The organism is Nostoc sp. PCC 9305 (assembly GCF_963920915.1).
In the GTDB taxonomy this organism is placed as follows: domain Bacteria; phylum Cyanobacteriota; class Cyanobacteriia; order Cyanobacteriales; family Nostocaceae; genus Nostoc.
Genome location: NZ_CAWUDN010000100.1, coordinates 1 through 22,799 on the forward strand (window position 1 = coordinate 1; position 22,799 = coordinate 22,799).

The window sequence follows — 22,799 nt, forward strand, 5'->3', positions numbered from 1 at the left end:
TTTTATACAAAGATGTGTGTACACCGTAGCCGCTCTTCGGGAGGGGAGACAAAGCATAGCTTTGGCGGGGTGGGGTTCTTCAGGTTTAATAACCCTGTTTTGTCACTCTAGGCAGAGGAAAAGTAGAAATCAGGGTGAGTTAGAGAAATAAAAATTGAACTAGTGAGGCTATAAATAATAGATTGAAGTTTAGAAAAACCCAAGGACAATTGGGGAATAGGAAAAACTGTTAACCAGGGATATATTAGGTTAAATAAGGTAAAAGGTTGAATTATTAAGCGGAGATTGTTAAGAATATTCTTCCAGCCTTTTTCATCATTCCACCAGGGATGCGAAGCTAATTTTGATGGAGATTTTGGCACAGAAGACTGGATTTGTTCAGAGTGTAGGCTAACCATTAAATAGCTGCTACAAACAATCTCCCACCAGCGTTCAATATCCGGGTAGTGAGTTAGCCGATAATCTGACCAACCTAATTCATTCTTGCTTTGCTTCAACCCATACTCAACCCAAGTTCTTAAACCGTAAAAGTTTCCCACATCTCTTGGTGTAAGGTCTGGGTATTTACTCATTACATACCAAGTAGTGTTACCAGGTAATTTCTCTCGGTCTGTGGTAATCTGCCAGTACCTATTTTCGCTACGTTTACCATGAATTATTTCTCTGATAAACCTATTTTCACTACTCAGATCAGAAAATACTCGTTTAAACTTGTGCCACTTTAAATATTGAGTATATTGTCTTGGAAGTAAATCCACATCATGGTTTGAGCGAATCGCTACTATATAGTTTAGATTCATTTCATCTAACACAGATATGAAGTTAGTTCCACTTTCTCCATACAAACTGTCTGCCAGTACTAAGTTAAATTTAAAGCCCATTGACTTGAGCTTTCGCATGAGAATTGCTGCTATTTGTGGCTTGGTTAGGTATTTATCTTCTGGCTTTAATCTTTCACGAGGCTTATATATTTCAAATAGCAGTGGAAAAGTCATACCGCAGAATACGCCATACGCTGTTACTGCCACAATTCCATTCTCTACTTTCCCCAAGTTTCCTATATACTGTCGTTTCACATAATCTGTCTTATTCCCTTTCTTTTTATCTCCTGTTTCATCAATAATCAGAATGATTGGTCTACCTTTTAGTACTTGTAAAATTAGCTCTAATCGCAAATCTCTTAACTTCTCTATATCCCACGGTGATGTAGTTAAAAAATGATGTAAACCCTGTTGGTTATCCAATCCTACAATCTTTGCTATTTCTGGTAGGGTTTTCCGTTTTAGTTCAGAAATACACCCTACATGAAGGTACTTAAAAGCCTCGAAGCTCCTAACATCTGGAAACAGGCTTTTATACCACTGGCAATATTCGTCCACAAATTTAACTGTTGGTGCGGCTGGACGGGGCTGTACCATACTCTGTGTCTTGGTTCTAGCATTTGTACCTTATTATACTACCGCCAGAGTGACAAAACAGGGATAAGTAATCTAGCGGACATGATATAACCCAAGCGTATTGCAACTGGTTAAAAAAATCAGTCAAAAACACCATATCTAGTTTGCCCAAACTCTCATAAAAAGCTGTTAGGTTTATTTTTCCCTACGTCGCCAAGTGCAGATGTACGCGTAAAATTCCTTGAATTACCTCTTTTACAGCTTCTTTACTGAAGCTGCCATCTACCCGAACAATTCGTGAGGGATGGGATGCTGCTAAATGTGCGTATCCTTGTTGAACGCGCCGATGAAAAGCGATCGCTTCTTGTTCAATGCGGTCTAGTCCTACTTTATCTGAGAGTTTGCGGGACAGGCCGACCTCGACATCGACATCTAGCCAAATAGTTAGATCGCTTTCTAAACCACCAGTAGCAATATTATTAAGCTGATTGATTAAACTCATATTCAGACCGCGACCATATCCTTGGTAGGCAATGGTAGAGTCAGTGTAGCGATCGCATAAAATATATTTACCGGCTGCGAGATTTGGTTTAAGCTCTTGTTCAACGTGTTGCGATCGGTCAGCAGCATACAATAAGAGTTCTGTCACTTCTGCAACTGGTTTATCTTCTGACTTTTCTAGTAGCAAGCGCCGAAGATGTAAACCTAACTCTGTTCCCCCTGGTTCGCGAGTTAACACCACAGAAACACCGAGACTTTCCAACCACTCAGAACAAAGCTGCATTTGGCTGGTTTTGCCACAGCCTTCCACCCCTTCAAATACAATTAATTTCCCACCCATGCTTTTTTGTTCGCTGCAATAAACTGATTCGTTGACGTTTGATCAAGAATAGCGCGAAGTGGAAAATCATAAACTGCAATTGCGTAGGCGTAGCCCATCGTAGATATCGCAGTTTATGATTCAATACAGTTCAGATAAGACCAAAACACTTGTAGAGACGGCGATTTATCGCGTCTCGAAAACTATGATTTAGTTGCCTGAAAATTGCCGTAACTGAGACGGTATAGTATCTCGCCAGCCTTGGGCACAAGCAATATGCCTTCATCCTCTCGATTCGCCCATTCAGTGGGTTGAATAGTCGCCGGATCGCGATAGTTTAAGTTATGAGCAGCACAACGTTCAGCAGAAATCCCAGTCGCTAAAGTAACGCGAATTCGTGCTTGTTCTCCTTTTATCGGATCAAAAGTACCCATCCCTTTTAAGTGAGTACTATGGGCTAGCACTCCAGCAGGATACTCTTGAAATTTATCCCACTGTTTGAGAAAGTAATCCCGGACATGATAGCCAACTTCGGATAAAAGTTCGCCGTGTGTATAGCTAAATTCAGTAATGTGAGGTGCATATATAATTACCTCGCCTCCATCGGCCACTACTGGCTCTAGCTTATACATTCCTTTAGCTGCTGTCCAAATGTCATCATACATTTGGGGCATGACTGAAAGCACTTTTTTAAAAGGCCGATCTACATATTTAATATGCAGTTTAGCTGATAATTTTGCAGCGTCTTCCCAGGCTGACTCTGGTTTATCTATATAGAGTCCAGCTAGCTGATTTGTTTTGGGTGCAACCACCATCGCCAAACAAAGTTTTGGGGTAGAAATCAGGTTAGCGGCTCGGTTAATCAAACGCCGGACTGGTGTTATTCCCAGCGTACCAATAATTTCGTAACAAGTAATTAAAGCACCTAACCAGTGCGAGAGATTAATTACTTCTTGACCACCAATACCAGGAAAAAAATATTTATTGCCACCAGAGAAACCGACAACTTCGTGGGGAAAAACTGGGCCGCAAATCACGATTACATCGTATTCTGTGACAAGCTTATTAATCCGCACATCAACTGACTGATGTAGCATTCCATTACTAATCTCTGCTATCTCTTCTGCCGAAATTACTCCACAAGAAATAAAGGTATCTGGCTGATTCCAAAGATGGTTAAATATGCGATTTTTTTTAAAGGTTGTTTCTCGCTCCTCCGGTGTTACTCCTACCAAGTGATTGATTTGTTCTTCACTCATCGGATTATGTGTACCCAGAGCAATTAAAAAATCTAGAGCCGCTACTCTTTGACTCAACTCCTGATGAAGCAATCGAAACATTTGCGGGATGGGAGCAGTGCGGGTACTATCTGGAATTAACACCAAGATGCGCTGTCCATCAAACTTAGGGTCTGCGAAAGCTTGATGAACTAACTCGGAAACTTGCTCATCTGAAAGTGTTCCGTTATTTACAGCCAGTGAATACATGACATTATTAAACTCCACTGTAGATACTAAATCCACCGTCTATCGGCACAACTACCCCGTTAACAAAACTAGAACCAGAACTACATAACCAAATCAAGGTACTGAGTAATTCATCTGGTTTTCCGAAACGTCCGGCGGGGGTATGGTCAATAATTTTTTGCCCACGTTTGGTCAAACTGCCATCTGCATTTAGGAGTAAATTCCGATTTTGTTCGCCAATAAAAAAACCTGGTGCGATCGCATTTACTCGCATTCCATCACCATACTTTTGGGCGAGTTCTACGGCTAACCAGCGAGTAAAGTTATCTATCCCCGCTTTCGCAGCTGAGTAACCAACCACCCGGCTAATCGCTCGAATGGCAGACATAGAAGAAATATTCACAATGCAACCGTGGGGCTGACTTCTTTCCACCATTGCTTGACCAAAAACCTGACAAGGTAGTAAAGTGCCAACTAAATTGAGACTAACTACTTCCTCAAAGGCTGTATGTGGCATATCAAAAATAGTCGCATCAGCAGTAATTGTGGCAGCCGGAATATTACCGCCAGCCATATTTACCAAGATATCTATCTCACCCCAACGCTGTATAATAACATCCCTAGCGATTTCTAATTGAGAGCGATCGCTAACATCTGCAACCACAGCCATACTTTCTCCACCACCAGCAGTAATCTCAGCCACCACCGCCCCCGCCCTAACTTCATTGCGACCCAAAACCACCACTCGCGCTCCAGCCAGAGCCAAACCCCTTGCCATAGCCCCACCAAGCACACCAGAACCACCAGTAACTACCGCTACCCGCTCCTTCAAGCTAAAAAGTTTACTTAAAATCAAATCTGGCATCAACCATTCCCCCGCTCATTTAAATTCGTAATTCGTAATTCGTAATTCGTAATTCGTAATTAAAAAAGTCAATATTTTATCTGGGTTTGCAGATTTCCTCTAGCGCTTTTTTCAAACTACTCGTTTAGCCTATAACTTTTTAGATCCCCCTAAATCCCCCTTAAAAAGGTGGACTTTAAGAAACTCTTAGTCCCCCTTTTTAAGGGGGGTTGGGGGGATCTAAAACTTTGAAAACACGCTTTAGTTCTAATAGCTTGATTTCGGAAAATTGGTATTAGTCCAACTTATAAGCAACCTTAGCAAGGTCATAAGCCAAAGCACGAGCCATCTCATACCCTTCCTCCTCCTCCACCAATCCCCGTGCAACCAATCCAGCCAACCAATTACAAGCTACCCGCCGCCAGACATTATGACGAGCCGGAATCGAAACGAAAGCCCGTGTATCATCATTAAATCCAGCAGTATTATAAATTCCCGCAGTTTCCATTACCTGATTGAAATAACGCTCCATACCATTTACGCTGTCGTGAAACCACCAAGGTGGGCCGAGCAAGACACTGGGATAATGACCAGCTAACGGAGCCATTTCGCGGCTATAAGTGCTTTCATCCATGCCAAAAATGATTAAATGGAAGCGGCGATCGCTACCGTAAGCTGATAATAACGGGTGCAGATTGTGAGTCCACTCTATTTTTACGGGAATATCAGCACCTTTATCAGCTCCAAATCTCTCAAATAAAGCCAGGTTATGATTGCGCATCACACCACAATGCATTTGCATTACCAAGCCATCTTCCACACTCATCCGCGCCATTTCCATGAAGATATGACCGGTAAAATTTTCGACATCACCTGGATTCCGCTTCCCAGTTAATGCTCTCGCAAAGATAGCTTCGGCTTCTTGGTCAGAAAGGCGTGTGGTATAAGGTGTAGCTGCACCTTGATCGGTAGCTGTCGCACCCATTTTTTTAAAGAAAGCTCGACGTTCTTCTAAAGCTTGCACAAAATTGGCATAAGTATTAATTTCTCTACCGATAGTGCTTTCCAACTTGCTAAGATTTTCCCGCCAACCAGGAGCATCCAGATTAACTACTGCATCGGGGCGAAAAGTTGGTCTAATTTGAGTGAAACCTTCTTCGTGGAGCGATCGCTGATTCTCTAGGTTATCACTGGCGGCATCGGTAGTACAAAGCACTTCGATATTAAAGCGTTTGAATAAAGCACGAGGCGAAAACTCCGGTAAGGCTAACAAACCTTCTAGACAATCATAGATATATCCGGCGTTGCGAGAGTTTAAAGGTTCATCCAACCCAAAGACGTTAGTTAGTTCCTCTTTCAGCCACAACCCAGACGGAGTACCCTGGAATAGATAAAAATGGTCGGCGAACAATTGCCAGATTTTACGGTGGTCGGTTTCTACTGATAAACCATCATTGCTTGGTATCCCCAAAGCTTGCAGAGATACGCCCCGACTATAGAGCATCCGCAAAAGGTAGTGGTCAGGAATAATCAGTAATTCCGTTGGTGAACCAAAACGGGCTGCGGGATTAGCTAACAAAGCTGGATCTACGTGTCCGTGTGGACAGACCAGAGGTAACGCAGATATGCTATCAAAAAATTGATGGGCTAGTCGTCTTTGAACTGGTTCTGGAGAAAAGCAGCGATCGGGAGATAAACCCAGTTTTTTAGTTAACATAATTTTTGTATAAATTGTTTTGAATTTTAAATTGTTAATAATGCTGCACTGCTACCACGCTTTAATAGAAAAGGAGATAAAACGCGGTTTTCCACAGTTTTTTCTTCTATTAAATCGAGTAACATTTGCATGGCATAGCCACCAATTTCCAACATTGGCTGGCTGATTGTGGTCAGTGCAGGCGTAACGTAACCGCCTAAAGCAATACCATCAAATCCGACGATACTTAAATTTCGCGGTACTAAAATACCTAATTCTTGACAAGCTAACAGAGCGCCAATTGCTACCATATCGTTGTAACAAAATATGCCTGTAACTTCCGCAGCCAATAGTTTAGATAGCATATTTTGTCCAGTGTTCACATCGCTGGTTCTGATATCATATTCATCACTAATTGAAACCCAATCAGTATTTTGTGGAATCCCAGCTTCCGCAAGGGCCATTTGATATCCTTCTAGGCGCTGCTTATTTGACCTGCTGCGATCGCCTACACCCAGATAACCAATGACAGTATGTCCTAAACTAATTAGATGCTCTGTGGCTAATTTAGCACCTAAGCGATCGTCTATTGCTACTGAATGAAATATTTCCGATTGATCTTCAGTCTGACTATTAATTAAAACTGTTGGTATAGCAATTTGTGTGAGTTGTTTAGTATGTTGTTTACTAATTCGCGAGTCAGCTATTAAGATCCCATCCACCCTACGGCGATGAAAAGTATCAATAGCTGCCATTTCTTGCTCAAAATCTCGGTGTGAAGCACTCAATAAAACACTCAAACCCGCTGGTTTGGCTATCTTCTCAATTCCCTCTACCACCTCAGCGTAAAAGGGATCTGAAATTGAAGTTACTACTACACCAATAGTATTAGTACGTTTATTTTGCAAGCTTTGAGCAATAGCATTTGGCACATAACTCATCTCCTCTGCCAGTCGCTTAATTTCTTCTCGCACTTTTGGGCTAATGAGAGCATTATCTCGCAAAGCGCGTGAAACTGTAGAATGAGAAACGCCTGCTCTGCGGGCAATATCTTCAATTGAAATTCTTCGTTTATTCATTATTTTATCTTAGCTTTTAATTATTGCACACGTGTGCATTTGTATGTATTATAGAAAATAATCGTGATTTGTCAAGAGATTTTAATACAACTCACATTTCGCATGGAAAGGAGTTAATAGTCTTAATTTTTACCTCCGTCCATGATTACAACTACAAGTTATGAATTACAAATTCCGAATTAGTTGAACTTTTATTAAGAGAAAAATGATTATTATCGTCATGGGTGTATCAGGTTCTGGGAAAACCACCATCGGAAAACTGCTAGCAGACTCCTTAGAATGGGAATTTAGCGACGCAGATACTTTCCACTCGCCAGAGAATGTTGAGAAAATGCGGTGCGGTATCCCTCTGAGTGAAGCTGACAGGATGCCTTGGTTACAAGATTTGCAAACAGCTATTAAACACTGGCTACAAGAAAATAAAAATGTGGTGCTGGCGTGTTCGGCTTTAAAAGATAGCTATCGGAAATTTTTGGTATTGGATAGCGAACGCACCAAACTAGTTTACCTCAAAGGGTCTTATGAGTTGATTCAAATGCGCTTACAAGAGCGTAGCAATCATTACATGAGCGAGAAACTACTCGACAGCCAGTTTTATACCCTTGAAGAACCAGTAGATACTCTATGTATGGATGTTGCACAGCCGCCCCAGATAATTGTCCAAAACATTAGAACTGCTCTCGAAATTTAGCTTAGGGACTTCCAAATAAAAAAATATTCAATTAACTCTTGTGGGGTGGGCGTCTCGCCCGCCCAGTCTACAAGGCGGGCAAGATGCCCACCCCACAATATTGGATAATTTATTTCTTGGAGTTCCCTTATTGGTGACAACCGTAATATTAAGATTAATCACGTATCTAGGAAAACACGAACTTTTGGCAACTAAATCGCATCAGATGTAAGTCTAAATAAATATCAAAGCAAGCAGATAACTGTAATGGTAGGAGAAAACTAGTGTTTCTAAGATTAGCGCAACAGCATCAGCAATTCGTTCAAGACTTGGTAATGAACCTGCAAGCCTTGACAATTATACTTGAGCGGCGTGGCTATACTGCGTCTTGTTATACATGCGGCGATCAAATGAAGAGTGCTTCATTTATGGTTAGCCTGAAAGAAAAGCACCTGATTCGGTTTTTAGTGTCTGATTACGGAATTACTTGGATGGAATTGTGGGACGATCGCGAATTAATGAAGTTGGAAGGTGCAGAAGCGATAAACCAACTACAAGAGTTGGCTAATATTGTTAAGTATTCCACTGCTGTACAATTGACAAATTGATACTAGGCTGGTTGAGTCAGACATAATATTTCATAAGTATAGCCTTTGCACACGTGTATAAGCTAAAAGATTATCTTATGTTTAGTAAATTTATGTACGGATGTGCAAAAAACAAAAGCACTCTTTTTAATCTGAACCAAACAGATCGGATCGGACACTTATGGAAGTAGGTTGTGCATAAGTATCCAAAGACGAAATGAAACTTAACACATATTTTTGCACACGTGTGCAAAAATAATAAATAAGTCCAAGACGAGTCTATGCACACCTGTGCATAAAAGAGTGCGAAAGTACCATGTAACAAATACAATATCGACAAGTAGGAAGATATGTCTCAAATTTTAAATAATGCCATTCTTCAGCTTCAAAACAATCCCTTACATTCACTAGAAGAATGGGAAGAAGACTTACTTAATCGTTATCCCGATCCAGACAGCATAGTTAAAGAAGGTAAAACTACTGAGGAGTACAGGAATTACGAAACGACTATTAGGGATACGGTGAAAGAGTTTTATCGGTTAAATCATATTAATCAAACATATAATTTTGTACTTCAAAAAGAAAAAGAATTTTTGAAGTTTGATAAAAAAGAAATGTCTGTTTGGGATGCGGTCGAATTTTTGAATCAATTAGTCGATGATTCCGATCCCGATACAGACATGGATCAGTTACAGCACCTATTGCAAACATCAGAAGCCATTCGCGCCGACAATCATCCTGACTGGATGGTACTTACTGGCTTCTTTCACGATATGGGGAAAGTGCTTTGTCTGTTTGGTGAACCTCAATGGGCTACCGTAGGCGATACTTATCCTGTAGGTTGTACATTTTCTGATAAGATTGTTTTCTCAGAATTCTTCAAAGAAAACCCTGATTATCATAACCCCGATTACAACACTAAATATGGCATTTATGAGCCTAACTGTGGATTGAGTAATGTACACATGTCATGGGGGCATGATGAGTATTTTTATCAAATGATGAAAAACTATTTGCCCGAACCTGCATTGTATATGCTTCGCTATCACTCATTTTATCCTCAACATCGTGACAATGCGTATGAACATTTGATGGATAAACACGATCGAGAAATGTTTAAATGGGTACGTTTGTTCAATCCCTACGATTTGTATTCAAAAAACCCTATTCCTCCTGATTGGCAGAAATTAAAACCATACTATGAAGATTTGGTGACTAAATATTTACCCGCAACATTAAAGTTTTAAACTGCTTGAAGAAGAATTCAGAATCTTCTATTTCTCAGGGGATAACGTAAGAACAAGATATTGATATGCAAATGTTCTTTATCCCTAATCAGCCTTAAAAATATTATCTTGTTTACTCCTCTATTGCCTGTCAATGATGGAGGAAGAATAACAAATAAATACGCTTGGCAAGCTGATGAGAGTTCATTTAGAAAATCTAACTAAAGGATGTTTACATTTTTCAGAATCTAGCATTCACAATCAAAAAGCTCTCTACTCTAATAGTATCTTTTCTGAGAGATATTGGTTGAGAAATGTTAACGTTTTTAACATTATCCCTAATATTGAATAGGCTAATTTATGCGAATGCTTTGAAAAGAAGACTTTGGGTTATATCGCGAGATTCAAAATCTTTCTCATTTGTAAAGTTCGATAAACAAAGTTAATTTTTGCACAGGAGCGGGATAAAATGAAAAAAGTCAAAACAAATAAAGATTGACAACTTTAATAAAACTAATTTTTGGAAGTTTCACTTAAAAGCTGTTGTCAGGCTATGAACTACGAAGTAATTTCACCAAAAGAATGTGATTATTTGAAGTAGTGTAATGTTCATGATTTTACTTTAAGAATAAACCCTTTTCTCTTGTGACACTAATAGCAATAATTCCAATTGCGTCACATCAAAAGACCTTTGGATTTAAAATTACAAAACCTATTAGTATCACTACAGTTAGGTCTAAGATTTTCAGACCTATTTACATTGTCATGACCTTTCTCAAATTTAAATCCGTTGTTATAAATATGAAGAGAATTTCGCTCATAGTTGGCATATTAGGTTTCGCGGTTGTTGGTTGTACAAATGGCGTTAAAAGTGATAACACTGCAACTAATACTAACAACAAAGCTACTAACATAAGTGCAGAGAGTCTTACTAATCAAAATAAAAAATTGCAAACAATCGGCGTAGCTTTGGGTGACTTAGGCAATCCTTTCTATAATGCAGTGCAGAAGGGGGCTGAGACAGAAGCCCAGAAAATCGGGGGTAATATCAGAGTTAATGCAGTTTCTAGTGCCTTTGATTTGAACCAACAAACCAACCAAATCGAAAATTTTACCGCTGCGAATACTGACCTAATTATCCTTAGCGCTGTTGATAAAAAAGGAGTTAAACCAGTTATTGACCAAGCAAGGCTTGCAGGTAGGGTTGTTATCGCATTAGATTCAGCCGTTGATGCAGATGTGGATGCGATGATTAGTTCCAACAATACCCAAGCTGGTGAGGTAGCTTGCCAATATATTGCCGATCGCCTCAAAGGTCAAGGTAGTGTAGTCATCCTCAACGGGACTCCGATGGACTCAATCAATCAGCGAGTGAGTGGCTGTGAGAAATCATTGTCCAAATATCCGAATATTAAACTCATATCTAAAGAGCAAAATGCTGAAGGGACAAGGGATGGAGGACTAAGAGTCATGAGCGATTTGCTGACAACCTTTCCCAAAATTGATGCTGTTTTTGCCACTAACGACCAAAGCGGTGTCGGCGCAGATTTAGCAGCTAAACAAGCAAGACGTAAAGAATTTTTTATTGTTGGGGTTGACGGATCGCCAGATGCAACCAAAGCAATGGAAGATAAGGATGGTGTATTTGCTGCAACTGCGGCTCAAAATCCCGCAGGGATGGCTCAGAAAGCGGTTCAGATTGGCAACGATATCATCCAGGGTAAAAAACCTGAGTCACCAAATATCCTGATTCCAGTCAAGTTGGTTACTAGAGAGAACCTCAGCAGCTATCAAGGCTGGTAATTTATAATTCGTAATTCGTAATTCGTAATTCGTAATTATAAAACATAGAAAAAGGCTTGATACAGGAGGGTTAGAACATTTTACCCTGTTTTTTTAATACATCGGTTTCAAAATTTGTGTAAGTCAGAATGACTTGTAGGAGATATATGAATGTGAAAAAGATTGCGATCGCAGCTAGTCTACTTGGTATCATCAGTGGTAGTCTTATCGGCTGTACGAATGGTTCTCCCGATGGCAACACAGCTACTAACACTGATACTAAACCTGCTACCAATACTAGTGCAGAGACCCAAACTGCCACTGGCAATGGAAAATTAAAATCAGTTGCCTTTACCGTTGGTGATTTAAGTAATCCCTTCTTCGTTCTCATGGGACAAGCAACTGAGGCAGAAGCGAAGAAAATCGGCGGTAAGGATGTCAATGTTACCGTAGTTTCTAGTGCCTATGACCTCAATCAACAAGCTAATCAAATTGAAAATTTCACGGCTTCCAATACTGACATCATTATCGTCAATGCTGCTGATAAAAGTGGCATTAAACCAGCAATTGAAAAAGCGAAACAAGCAGGTAGAATTGTCATTGCGGTAGATACAGGTGCAGAAGGAGGTGTAGATGCCACCATTACGACTAATAATGTCCAAGCTGGAGAAGTTAGTTGCAAATATATTGCTGACCGCCTCAAAGGTAAAGGTAATGTTGTCATAGTTAACGGGCCGCCAGTGGACTCGGTGATTCAGCGAGTTAGTGGCTGCGAGAACGTATTGTCTAAATATCCCGATATCAAAATACTCTCCAAAAATCAAAATGCAGAGGGTAGTCGGGATGGAGGACTCAGAGTTATGACCGATTTGCTCACAACCTTTCCCAAAATTGATGCGGTTTTTGCCATCAACGATCCCAGTGGAGTCGGTGCAGAACTAGCAGCGAACCAAGCACAACGTAAAGATTTCTTTATTGTTGGGGTTGATGGTGCGCCAGAAGCAATAACTGCGATCGCTAATAAAGATGGTATATATGCAGCAACTGCTACTCAAAATCCGCGAGGCATGGCCGAAAAAGCAGTTCAAGTTGGCAACGACATCTTAAATGGGAAAAAACCTAGCAATTCCACCATTTTGATTCCAGTTAAGTTGATCACAAAAGATAACGTCAGCACAGAAAAAGGCTGGAAGTAATACAAATTGTGAATTTGCAATTGAAAATTATGTCTTTTGATATCAATCCTTTGGTGCATTTGTAAAGTTTTTGCACATACCTAGAATGTCTGGCGGTTTTCACTTAAATTAATACCAAACCCATCTTTCTTCCTATCTTTTATTTAATAGAAAGATGGGTTTAGAAAGAGGTTAAAACTCTACTGCACCCAATTGATAACCGCTATGTATGTGCATCAGTGGAAAGTTTGAGTGTCTATTTATAGCACTTAGACTTTCCCCGCAATCTCTCTGAACTAACGTTAACAACAAAGGATGAAAATATCTCTTTGCAAGTCCTTAGTAGAGACGCAATTAATCGCTTCTCCAGTCAGCTTTTAAAACATGATTTTGCGATCGATCAAATATGAATTTATCGAAACAGAACTCAGGAGTCAGGAGCCAGAATGGGCTAAACCTTAGCTATCCGCTAACAGCATGAATTTTGAACGAAAGAGTGGATGAATCCAGAGGTTTAAGACCCCCACTAAATCTGTATATTTAGTGGTCAACAAGACAGTGGCGAGGTCTGAATCCCCCACTGATTCATTCTGACTCCTGAATTCTGAATTCTTCTTCAAGAATTTCTAATTCAGGTTCGCAAATTTTAAATAGTTTTTACAGATTTTGCTCATGACAACAAATATTGAAACCCCACTTTCTGATACACCAACTAGCACCCCAGTGTTAGAAATGCAAGGAATTACGAAACGCTTTCATGGTGTATCTGCGCTCCAAAATGTTAATCTCACCATTTACCCCGGAGAAGTTCACGCCCTTATGGGTGAAAACGGAGCAGGCAAAAGCACATTGATGAAAATCCTGGCTGGGGCTTACATTGCCGATGAAGGAGAAATTCGCATCAATGGTCAATCCCTGAAAATTACCGATCCGGCGACAGCACGCAAAGCGGGTATTAATCTCATTTATCAAGAACTGAATGTTGCACCGAATTTAACCGTTACCGAAAATATGTTTATGGGTAGCGAGTTGCGGCGAGGTCAGTTTTTAGACCGCAAAGCAATGCAACTGGAAGCAGAAGAAGTGCTGGACAGCCTGGGAGCAAATTTTACCGCCCAGACAATAGTTGGTACTTTGTCCATTGCCGAACAGCAGCAAGTGGAAATTGCCAGGGCGCTGAAGGATAAAAGCCGCGTTTTGGTGATGGATGAACCAACAGCAGCATTGTCTGACCGCGAGAGCGACCATTTATTTGAGGTAATTCGCAAACTGCGGCGTGATGGTATTGCCATTATTTACATCAGCCATCGCATGGAAGAAATCTATGCCCTAGCTGACCGGATTAGCGTGTTGCGTGATGGTCAATATATTGGCAGTCTGACACGCAGTGAAATTTCTCCCCAGCGATTGGTGCAAATGATGGTCGGTCGCTCCATGCAAGACTTTTACGAACATCAACGGCAAATGAATCCTGGGCCAGTGGTGCTGTCAGTCAGAAATATGAGCGACGCCCGTAAGAAGATTGAGCCGGCTAGTTTTGAACTTCATGCTGGAGAAATTCTCGGTTTAGCTGGGTTGGTTGGTGCTGGACGCACAGAACTATCCCGGCTGATTTTTGGTGCAGACCGCAAAGCTAGTGGTGAAGTATTCTTGAATGGCAAAAAACTGGAAATTAATACCCCCAGTGATGCCATTGAAGCGGGAATTGGCTACGTTCCAGAAGACCGCAAAGACCAAGGTTTATTTCTGGAGATGAGCGCCCGCAAGAATATTGCTATCAACACACTCAAGCAGGATGCAAGGGGTGGAATTGTTAACTGGCCTTCAGTGAATCGCCTGTCAACAGACGCGGTGGAAAACTTTAATATCCGCCTAGCCAATTTGGAAATTAGAGCATTGGATCTTTCTGGTGGTAATCAACAGAAGCTACTGCTAGCGCGTTGGTTAGCCATTAAACCGAGAGTGTTGATGTTAGATGAACCGACACGCGGCGTAGATATCGGTGCTAAAAGCGAAATTTACCGAATTATGAGCGAATTAGCAGCACAAGGTGTTGCTATTTTAATGGTTTCCAGCGAACTATCAGAGATTGTCGGCATGAGCGATCGCGTCTTAGTGATGCGAGAGGGACAGCTGGTAGGCGAACTGGATGGCAGTCTTGGCAAAGAAATCACCCAAGAAAAGATTATGCACTACGCAACTGGAGCATCGGAGGTATCAGCATTATGAGTCAGACAGTCAGACCACCTATCAATAAATCAGCCAACAATCCCGCAGCCCGCAACCGGAAATCAATCAGCACTCTGTTGGAAGTTGCGGGTATTTTGCCAATCTTAGTAATTATCTGTATCTTATTTGCATTCCTTTCTCCCAACTTCCTCACCGGCGGTAACATCGTCAATATCTTGCGTCAGGCATCAATCAATATTGTGCTGGCGACAGGAATGACCTTTGTAATTCTCACCGGCGGTATTGACCTTTCAGTTGGGTCAATATTGGCTGTTTCTGCGGTAGTTGCATTGCTGGTATCGCTACTACCGGCTTTAAGTTGGGCGGCTGTACCTGCTGCCTTACTGGCAGGATTGCTGTTAGGCTTACTCAACGGTGCGCTCATTACCTTCTTGGATGTGCCACCTTTTATTGTGACGCTGGGTTCACTTACAGCCTTGCGGGGTGTTGCCTTTTTAATTGCCAAGGGTACAACCCTAATTAACCGGGACATAAATTTTGCTTGGGTGGGTAATACATACGTCGGCCCCATTCCTTGGCTAGTGATAATTGCGCTACTGACTGTGATAGCTAGCTGGTTTGTATTGCGACAAACTGTTTTAGGAGTGCAGATATATGCTGTCGGTGGTAACGAGCGGGCAGCCAGATTAACAGGGATTAAAGTTAATCGGGTGTTGCTATTTGTCTATGGTATTAGCGGATTGCTGGCAGGCTTAGGAGGAATCATGAGCGCCAGCCGTCTTTATAGTGCCAGTGGCGTATTAGGTCAGGGTTATGAATTAGATGCGATCGCAGCTGTTATTCTAGGTGGAACCAGCTTTACAGGTGGTATTGGTACTATTGGCGGCACACTTCTCGGTGCATTGATTATTGCTATTCTCAACAACGGTTTAACCTTGTTGAACCTATCTTACTTCTGGCAACTAGTCGTTAAAGGACTAGTAATTATTTTGGCAGTAATGATCGATCGGTTACGCAGACGTTCTAGACGGTGAAAAAGAGGCAGGGGAGCAGAGGAGCAGTTGCAGTAAGTCTTTCCCCTCTGCCCCTCTGCCCCTCTGCCTCCTATACTCAATTCCCAATATACAAACTTATGTCTACCACTACTGTTCGTCGTAAATCCAGCACATTCTATGTGATTTTAATTGCTGGTGCTGCTGCCCTCGGCGGTTTTCTGTTCGGTTTTGATACTGCTGTAATTAACGGTGCGGTTGGAGCCATTGCCAAAGACTTTAACGCCAACAGCGTACAGATTGGTCTTGCGGTATCCCTGGCATTGTTGGGTTCTGCGGTCGGAGCCATTTATGCAGGAAAGATTGCAGACCGTTATGGTCGAGTCAAGGCAATGGTAGCATCTTCAGTGTTGTTTACCATCAGTGCCATTGGTTCCGGGCTGCCCTTTGGAATTTGGGATTTTACCTTTTGGCGGGTATTAGGTGGCATTGCAGTTGGTGCTGCTAGTGTCATTGCCCCAGCTTACATTGCAGAATGTTCTCCCACCCATTTGCGCGGAAGATTAGGATCTCTGCAACAATTAGCGATCGTAGTTGGAATTTTCATTGCACTGATATGCGACTACTTTATTGCTGTGTCCGCAGGTTCAGCCGAATCGCCGTTTTTATTTGGCATAAGCGCTTGGCGCTGGATGTTTTGGACAGAAATTCCTCCAGCCGTGCTTTACGGAATGTCTGCTTTAATGATTCCCGAATCTCCCCGATACTTGGTTGCCCAAGGACGAGAACCAGAAGCTGCTAACGTTCTGACCAAGATTTTAGGGGGTGATGTGCTGCCAAAAATCGAAGAAATTCGGCAGACAGTGCTTCGAGAACGTCAGCCTAAGTTCTCTGACCTCTTAAGCAGAAGTGGTGGACTCCTCCCCATTGTTTGGATAGGAATCGGCTTATCTGTATTACAGCAATTCGTTGGGATTAATGTAATCTTCTATTACAGCAGCGTTTTGTGGCGGGCCGTTGGGTTTTCCGAAAAAGATTCCCTATCAATTACGGTGATTACAGGAGCCGTCAACATTATTACAACATTGATTGCGATCGCCTTCGTGGATCGATTTGGTCGTAAGCCCTTACTTATAGTAGGGTCGATTGGCATGACCTTGACCTTGGGGACGATGGCTTATCTCTTTGGCAATGCTCCCCTTGATGCTGCTGGAAACCCCAATCTCACCGGAAGCGCCGGGACTCTCGCTCTCCTTGCAGCTAACCTTTATGTGTTTTGCTTCGGCTTCTCCTGGGGGCCAGTGGTTTGGGTGCTATTGGGAGAAATGTTTAATAACAAAATTCGAGGCGCTGCACTTTCAGTTGCTGCTGCCATGCAATGGGTTGCGAATTTCATCATTTCCACAACATTTCCTCCCATACTGCAATATTTCGGTCTAGGTTCTGCCTATGGACTCTATACAATTGCAGCAGCTACCTCATTCTTTTTCATTCTCTTTTTTATTAAAGAAACCAAAGGAATTGAGTTAGAAGATATGTAATTCGTAATTCGTAATTCGTAATTCGTAGAGGAGGAGAGGTATTTTCTCTCCCCTTGCTCTCTTCTGCGATCCTACATCCAGTAAACAAATATCAGGCAATAACTAAATACCAAATTTCGCTTCAGTCAATTACTAAAAAGATGGAAACTATCAATACGGCTCTTTGTTCATCTGGTTTGTCCGGCATGGTATTTCATGCGCCGTTTATTGATTTACATCCCGGATTTAAATTAGCCGGTTCTTGGGAAAGAAGCAAAAAGCTGATACAGGAACATTATCCTGATGTCAAAAGCTATCCTTCTTTAGAAGCATTGCTAGCAGACGATCGCGTCATCTTAGTGGTCGTAAATACACCCACTTATACCCATTACGATTATGCTAAACAGGCATTGCTTGCAGATAAGCATGTAGTGGTAGAAAAAGCATTCACCACAACGGTAGCAGAAGCCCAAAACCTGAAAGAATTGGCGCAAAAACAGGGCAAAAAATTATCTGTATATCAAAACCGGAGGTGGGATAGTGATTTTAAAACAGTCAAAAAAATTGTTCAAGAAGGCTTATTAGGTGATATTATTGAAGCAGAATTTCAGTTTCAAAGATATAAACCAACCCTCAGCCATAAACAACACGTAGAAGCTCCAAGTCCAGGAGCAGGAACATTAAATAATTTAGGGCCGCACTTAATAGACCAAGCTTTGCATCTATTTGGGATGCCTGATGCTATTTTTGCAGACATCCGTATAACTAGGCTGCGATCGCAGGTAGATGATTATTTTGAGTTGATACTATACTACGACAAACTGCGCGTCAAATTAAAAGCAAGCTTCCTTGTACGTGAACCTGCGCCAGCCTATATCATACATGGCACTAAGGGTTCTTTTCTCAAAAGCAGAGCCGATAAGCAAGAAGAGTATTTAGTGGCAGGGATGAAGCCCAATACACTTGATTGGTATACAGAGCCGGAAAGTGAATATGGCTTGCTGCATACAGAAAAAGACACAAAAGTAATTCGAGAAAAAGTCAAAAGTTCACAGGGGAGCTATTTAGGCTATTACGATGCCGTGTATAAATCTATTGTTAATAATCAGCCAATTGCTGTTACCGCCGAAGACGGAATTAATGTAATGCAAATTATAGAAGCGGCTATTAAAAGCAGCAATGAGCAGAAAGTCATAGCGTTGCTTTAAGTAACCTAAAACCTAAACTCAAAATTCAACCATTTTCAACTAATAAGTCAATGATCAAAACTCTTTTTTATAGTTTTTTTCTTCTATTTTTGGCAATTCCAGCAGTTTGGGCAGCACCTCCAGAAGACGATCCGAATGCAGCAGATGCTAATAGGAGTTTGCAGGGACAAGTCACTTCTGTTTCCCAGTTTTCTGATGTCCAACCAACCGATTGGGCATTTGGTGCATTGCAATCGCTGGTGGAACGCTACGGTTGTATTGCAGGTTATCCCAATTCTACCTATCGCGGCAACCGTGCCTTAACCCGTTATGAGTTTGCCGCAGGTTTAAATGCTTGTTTGGATCGGATTAATGAGTTAATTTCTACAGCTACTAGCGATTTAGTTAATAAGCAAGATTTGGCAGTGATGCAAAAGTTGCAGCAAGACTTTGCCGCTGAACTGACAACTCTGCGCGGACGAGTAGATACCTTAGAGGCACATACAGCAACATTGGAGGCGCAGCAGTTTTCCACAACTACTAGGTTGAATGCTCAAATTATTACCGCTATTAGTGATACCTTTGGCGATAGAGTAGGTGGCGATCGCGATGAATCCAATCTCTACTTTTCCAATCGGGGTCGTCTCAACTTTGAGAGCAGTTTTACTGGCAAAGATTTATTGCGAGTCCGGCTAGAATTTGGCAACTTTGCGAATTCCAATGGTGCAAGCCAAATTGCCGCAGCCACAGGCACAGGGATGACACGCCTGAACTTCGATTATGACAGCAACGATACACTTCTTGTCCCCCACATCCGTTATTACTTCCCAGTCAGTGAATCCCTTAACTTCGTTGTTGGGCCTACAGGCATTGGTTACACCGACATTACAACCACCGTCACTCCCCCCACAATCGCTGATGATGGCAATGGAGTTCCCTCACTTTTTGGGTCATACAGTCCCTTATTCCGGCGAGGTGGCGGTGGTGCAGCGGCTAACTGGAACATTACCAAAGACTTGGTTCTCACCTTGGGCTATTTAGCAAACAGTCCCAATGTGCCATCAGGGAGTAACGGCTTGTTTGATGGCGGCTACAACGCCCTAGCGCACTTAGCCTATTATGGTAAGCAAGGAGCAATCGGTGTTGCCTATTCTCATGGCTATAGCCCTGCTGGAGTAATCGATCTCTCCGCTGGGACGGGTAACGTCTTGTCAAACGCTCCCTTTGGCAACAATATTGCTACTTCCAACGATATTGTCGGCACACAGGGATACTATCGCTTCTCCCCGAATTTCCAAGTCCACGCTTGGGGTGGATATATTTGGGCAAATGCCAAGAATTCTGGTTTGAGTGATATTTCCAATGGTAGGGGTGGAACAGATTCTCTTTTTGTGAACAATGGTGACAATGCCAATGTCTGGTTTGGGGCGGTTGGTGTGTCGTTTCCCGATGTGGGTGGTAGAGGCAATCTGCCAGGAATTCTCTTTGGTATACCACCCCATGTCTCTAACAGTGATATCCGTCAAGACCGAGACAACGCTTACCATATCGAAGCATTTTATCGTTATCGACTAAATGACAACATCTCAGTTACTCCTGGTTTTTGGGTGATTCTCAACCCAGAAAATGATAGCAGAAATGATACGCAGTATGTGGGTGTGCTCCGCACAACCTTCGATTTTTAACTGGATGTGAATGCTTTACTTGACCAACAGAGTGCTGAATACTCAGCACTCTTTAAGGACTTTCAGTGAAAAAACAAATATTCTTCTGTTACTACCAAATTCCACTGCCTACATATTTTGAATCCTGGTGTTGTGAAATCCATTCGGCGACAGTAGCAGTAACATTGCTGGAGTTTTTGCCCAAGTTGCCCAATGCAAGAGCAGCAGAGTTACGCACAATGTTCGTTTAATAAACCACAGCGTTCTGTAATATGCTCAATTAAGCGTTTTGCTTCCTCTTGAGCTTGATGTTTTTTAACTTGATAGTTACATTCACGAATATATTGGCTTAATTGCGTAATTAACTCATCTCTTATACCCAAAGGGTTTGCTGTTGCTATTAACTCTTATGCTGAAAGGGAAAATCAAAATAACAGCTATGAAATTTTTACAAAATCTCATCCCCCGTCAAGGTTTACTGAAAGCCCTGACTCTAGCTTTCCTTGTATTGGCATCTGTAATATCCCCCAGTGTTCTAGCCAACGAGAGCGAAAAAGCGACATTCAACGGCACAACCACACTCCAAACCATACTAACTAGTAGTCATCGTTCAGAGCAAAATCGCCTTCGAGACAAGTACCGCCACCCAGCCCAGACTCTCGAATTCTTCGGTCTGCGCCCAAATATGACGGTGGTTGAATTGTGGCCAGGAAGCGGCTGGTATACTGAGATATTAGCCCCATTTCTAGCAGCAAAGGGACAACTCATAGTTACTAACTCGGCTTCTAGCACAAGTAAACCTGCTTTGGCCTTGCAAGAGAAACTAGCAGCTAATCCAGAAATTTTTGGTAAGGTCAAAGTAGCCCAAATCAATCCCCCAAATGAACTTACCCTAGCCCCAGAAAACTCTGTGGACATAGTTGTTACCTTCCGCAATATTCATAACTGGGTGAAAGCTGGCTATGCCGAGCAGGTTTACGCGGCGGCTTACAAAGCATTGAAGCCAGGGGGCATTTTAGGAGTGGAAGAACACCGCGCCCTTGGGGGGACTTCTTTAGAAGAGAGTATCAAAACAGGCTATATGTCTGAAGATGGGGTAATTGCTGCTGTGGAGAAGGCTGGCTTCAAATTGGCGGGTAAATCAGAGATTAATGCCAACGCAAAAGATACCAAAGACTATCCGGGCGGAGTTTGGACACTACCTCCAACCTTGAGCCAAGGTGAAAAAGACAGGGAACGCTACCTCACCATTGGAGAGAGCGATCGCATGACCCTCAAGTTCGTCAAACCCAAAGCCTCCTAAGAGGGAGATGAGTGAATGCAAAGACAACTGCTGCCTGATGATAATTTTATGAATGGCAGCTTTCAAGCGATCGCGTAGCCTCTGGTAGAGAAGGAAAGCTCCGACCCACACAAAAAGCCATATAATCCCAATTTGAAAAAAGAATGGGACAAATAGACCAGTTGTAGAGACGCGATTCATCGCGTCTTTAGCCAAGGATGTGTTGCAATCATTAAATATAAAAATAATTTGCGATAATTTATTTTTTGTCAGTCTCTAATATCATGTCCCGATTTTTGCCAGATAATTGAGCGTTGTAAGCAAGAATACGGTGACTTTTCTATGACTACTTGGCAAAGATAAGCTAAACCACATCTAGTTTGCATATCTAAAATTTATATAACTCTTGTGGGGTGGGCATCTTGCCATTGGTGTCAACTTAAGCTGGAAATAGCTTAACTGTTGGCTTCTATGCCCGCCCGGAAATAAATTTCCGGGCTAATAGGTTTAAGTCTACTGAAGTAGACTGGAGATTTTTGGCGATATTTAGTCATCTTCAGATGACTTTAGCTATGAGACGGGAATTTCAATTCCCGGCGGACAAGCGGTTTCACGTTAAGTTGACACCAATGGCATCTTGCCCGCCGTAATTATGCAATTTAAATGTGGAACAGCTTAGAACCTTTGCCGCTAACGGATGAGCCAATTATGATAAAGTAACCGCGATACCTGTAGCGGCAAGATACTTAATTGTAGATTAAATTTTAGTATTATAAATTAGGACTTACGCAAAGGTAAGGAAAAACGAACCACAGAGGACGCAGAGGTCACGGAGGAAGAGAGTTTGAGAGAGTTTTTGCGTAAGTCCTAATAAATATTTGCAATATTTATTGTTACTTGTGGCACTACCCACCTAATGGAGATTTGGACGCTACCGATCTCAAATGTACTGAAGAAACACTACGCAAGAGTGAAGCCTTATTAGAAGAATCTCAGCGAGTTGCTCGTCTCGGTAATTGGGAGTTTGATCTTGCCAGAGGCTAGAAACGAGGTTTTAAAGGAGTTTTCGCTAGCGATCGCAACTTTCTTTTCCATCACTCTGAATATACAAGTAGTTCTTGTCAACATTGCAATATTCCTCATTAACATTGCAATGTTTCTCCCAAATATTGCAATATTCCTCATCAACATTGCAATGTTTCTCCCAAATATTACAATATTT

The 22,799-nt window shown here is 41.9% G+C and carries 18 protein-coding genes; 11 read left to right on the forward strand and 7 right to left on the reverse strand.

What is annotated here, in order from left to right:
• Window positions 1–107: 107 nt before the first annotated feature.
• The 6 genes from ACM0OX_RS28005 to ACM0OX_RS28030 all read right to left on the reverse strand — a co-directional run bounded on the left by ACM0OX_RS28005 (window position 108) and on the right by ACM0OX_RS28030 (window position 7,302).
• Complete coding sequence (locus ACM0OX_RS28005) at window positions 108–1,418, reverse strand: IS701 family transposase (RefSeq protein ID WP_159402591.1); 1,311 nt, start codon at window positions 1,416–1,418, stop codon at window positions 108–110.
• Window positions 1,419–1,602: 184 nt separating this feature from the next.
• Complete coding sequence (gene tmk, locus ACM0OX_RS28010; protein WP_414518253.1) at window positions 1,603–2,238, reverse strand: dTMP kinase; 636 nt, start codon at window positions 2,236–2,238, stop codon at window positions 1,603–1,605.
• 182 nt (window positions 2,239–2,420) lie between these two features.
• Window positions 2,421–3,740 (reverse strand): lactate racemase domain-containing protein, encoded by a 1,320-nt coding sequence (locus ACM0OX_RS28015; RefSeq protein WP_414518255.1) that lies wholly within the window; start codon window positions 3,738–3,740, stop codon window positions 2,421–2,423.
• Window positions 3,712–4,548 (reverse strand): SDR family oxidoreductase, encoded by an 837-nt coding sequence (locus tag ACM0OX_RS28020; RefSeq protein WP_414518256.1) that lies wholly within the window; start codon window positions 4,546–4,548, stop codon window positions 3,712–3,714. Before ACM0OX_RS28020 ends, ACM0OX_RS28015 begins: the two co-directional genes overlap by 29 nt.
• 274 nt (window positions 4,549–4,822) lie before the next feature.
• A complete protein-coding gene (gene uxaC / locus ACM0OX_RS28025; protein WP_414518257.1) occupies window positions 4,823–6,244 on the reverse strand; it encodes a glucuronate isomerase in 1,422 nt (473 codons plus the stop codon).
• 26 nt (window positions 6,245–6,270) lie between these two features.
• Entirely contained in the window at window positions 6,271–7,302 is a 1,032-nt protein-coding gene (locus tag ACM0OX_RS28030; protein ID WP_414518258.1) for a LacI family DNA-binding transcriptional regulator, read from the reverse strand.
• Window positions 7,303–7,507: 205 nt separating this feature from the next.
• Between ACM0OX_RS28030 and ACM0OX_RS28035 the strand changes: the two genes are divergently transcribed.
• From ACM0OX_RS28035 to ACM0OX_RS28080, 10 genes are all read left to right on the forward strand, one after another.
• Window positions 7,508–7,993 (forward strand): gluconokinase, encoded by a 486-nt coding sequence (locus tag ACM0OX_RS28035; RefSeq protein ID WP_414518259.1) that lies wholly within the window; start codon window positions 7,508–7,510, stop codon window positions 7,991–7,993.
• Window positions 7,994–8,256: 263 nt separating this feature from the next.
• Window positions 8,257–8,580 carry a DUF1815 family protein gene (locus ACM0OX_RS28040; protein WP_292718521.1) on the forward strand — a complete coding sequence of 108 codons (324 nt, stop codon included), beginning with the start codon at window positions 8,257–8,259 and terminating at the stop codon, window positions 8,578–8,580.
• A 329-nt stretch (window positions 8,581–8,909) separates the two neighbouring features.
• On the forward strand, window positions 8,910–9,806 hold the full coding sequence (locus ACM0OX_RS28045; protein ID WP_414518260.1) for an inositol oxygenase family protein: 897 nt from the start codon (window positions 8,910–8,912) through the stop codon (window positions 9,804–9,806).
• A gap of 780 nt (window positions 9,807–10,586) precedes the next feature.
• Entirely contained in the window at window positions 10,587–11,588 is a 1,002-nt protein-coding gene (locus tag ACM0OX_RS28050; RefSeq protein ID WP_334846340.1) for an ABC transporter substrate-binding protein, read from the forward strand.
• Between the two features lie 146 nt (window positions 11,589–11,734).
• On the forward strand, window positions 11,735–12,763 hold the full coding sequence (locus tag ACM0OX_RS28055) for an ABC transporter substrate-binding protein (protein WP_414518261.1): 1,029 nt from the start codon (window positions 11,735–11,737) through the stop codon (window positions 12,761–12,763).
• Between the two features lie 651 nt (window positions 12,764–13,414).
• Window positions 13,415–14,971 carry a sugar ABC transporter ATP-binding protein gene (locus ACM0OX_RS28060; protein ID WP_414518262.1) on the forward strand — a complete coding sequence of 519 codons (1,557 nt, stop codon included), beginning with the start codon at window positions 13,415–13,417 and terminating at the stop codon, window positions 14,969–14,971.
• Window positions 14,968–15,966 (forward strand): ABC transporter permease subunit, encoded by a 999-nt coding sequence (locus ACM0OX_RS28065; protein WP_094353130.1) that lies wholly within the window; start codon window positions 14,968–14,970, stop codon window positions 15,964–15,966. Before ACM0OX_RS28060 ends, ACM0OX_RS28065 begins: the two co-directional genes overlap by 4 nt.
• A 98-nt stretch (window positions 15,967–16,064) precedes the next feature.
• Window positions 16,065–17,465 (forward strand): sugar porter family MFS transporter, encoded by a 1,401-nt coding sequence (locus ACM0OX_RS28070; RefSeq protein WP_414518263.1) that lies wholly within the window; start codon window positions 16,065–16,067, stop codon window positions 17,463–17,465.
• A 140-nt stretch (window positions 17,466–17,605) separates the two neighbouring features.
• Window positions 17,606–18,652 carry a Gfo/Idh/MocA family oxidoreductase gene (locus ACM0OX_RS28075; protein WP_414518264.1) on the forward strand — a complete coding sequence of 349 codons (1,047 nt, stop codon included), beginning with the start codon at window positions 17,606–17,608 and terminating at the stop codon, window positions 18,650–18,652.
• 50 nt (window positions 18,653–18,702) lie between these two features.
• On the forward strand, window positions 18,703–20,316 hold the full coding sequence (locus tag ACM0OX_RS28080; RefSeq protein ID WP_414518265.1) for an iron uptake porin: 1,614 nt from the start codon (window positions 18,703–18,705) through the stop codon (window positions 20,314–20,316).
• 91 nt (window positions 20,317–20,407) lie between these two features.
• Here the strand turns inward: ACM0OX_RS28080 and ACM0OX_RS28085 are convergent, their stop codons facing one another.
• Window positions 20,408–20,533 (reverse strand): hypothetical protein, encoded by a 126-nt coding sequence (locus ACM0OX_RS28085; protein ID WP_414518266.1) that lies wholly within the window; start codon window positions 20,531–20,533, stop codon window positions 20,408–20,410.
• A gap of 201 nt (window positions 20,534–20,734) precedes the next feature.
• Here ACM0OX_RS28085 and ACM0OX_RS28090 point away from each other — a divergent pair, with 201 nt between their 5' ends.
• Entirely contained in the window at window positions 20,735–21,598 is an 864-nt protein-coding gene (locus ACM0OX_RS28090) for a class I SAM-dependent methyltransferase (protein ID WP_414518267.1), read from the forward strand.
• Window positions 21,599–22,799 lie beyond the last annotated feature (1,201 nt).

Coding starts and splice junctions, on each gene's coding strand:
- ACM0OX_RS28005 (WP_159402591.1), bottom strand. CDS start 1,418: ATGGTACAGCCCCGTCCAGCCGCACCAACAGTTAAATTTGTGGACGAA.
- tmk (WP_414518253.1), bottom strand. CDS start 2,238: ATGGGTGGGAAATTAATTGTATTTGAAGGGGTGGAAGGCTGTGGCAAA.
- ACM0OX_RS28020 (WP_414518256.1), bottom strand. CDS start 4,548: ATGCCAGATTTGATTTTAAGTAAACTTTTTAGCTTGAAGGAGCGGGTA.
- uxaC (WP_414518257.1), bottom strand. CDS start 6,244: ATGTTAACTAAAAAACTGGGTTTATCTCCCGATCGCTGCTTTTCTCCA.
- ACM0OX_RS28030 (WP_414518258.1), bottom strand. CDS start 7,302: ATGAATAAACGAAGAATTTCAATTGAAGATATTGCCCGCAGAGCAGGC.
- ACM0OX_RS28035 (WP_414518259.1), top strand. CDS start 7,508: ATGATTATTATCGTCATGGGTGTATCAGGTTCTGGGAAAACCACCATC.
- ACM0OX_RS28045 (WP_414518260.1), top strand. CDS start 8,910: ATGTCTCAAATTTTAAATAATGCCATTCTTCAGCTTCAAAACAATCCC.
- ACM0OX_RS28050 (WP_334846340.1), top strand. CDS start 10,587: ATGAAGAGAATTTCGCTCATAGTTGGCATATTAGGTTTCGCGGTTGTT.
- ACM0OX_RS28055 (WP_414518261.1), top strand. CDS start 11,735: ATGAATGTGAAAAAGATTGCGATCGCAGCTAGTCTACTTGGTATCATC.
- ACM0OX_RS28060 (WP_414518262.1), top strand. CDS start 13,415: ATGACAACAAATATTGAAACCCCACTTTCTGATACACCAACTAGCACC.
- ACM0OX_RS28065 (WP_094353130.1), top strand. CDS start 14,968: ATGAGTCAGACAGTCAGACCACCTATCAATAAATCAGCCAACAATCCC.
- ACM0OX_RS28070 (WP_414518263.1), top strand. CDS start 16,065: ATGTCTACCACTACTGTTCGTCGTAAATCCAGCACATTCTATGTGATT.
- ACM0OX_RS28075 (WP_414518264.1), top strand. CDS start 17,606: ATGGAAACTATCAATACGGCTCTTTGTTCATCTGGTTTGTCCGGCATG.
- ACM0OX_RS28080 (WP_414518265.1), top strand. CDS start 18,703: ATGATCAAAACTCTTTTTTATAGTTTTTTTCTTCTATTTTTGGCAATT.
- ACM0OX_RS28090 (WP_414518267.1), top strand. CDS start 20,735: ATGAAATTTTTACAAAATCTCATCCCCCGTCAAGGTTTACTGAAAGCC.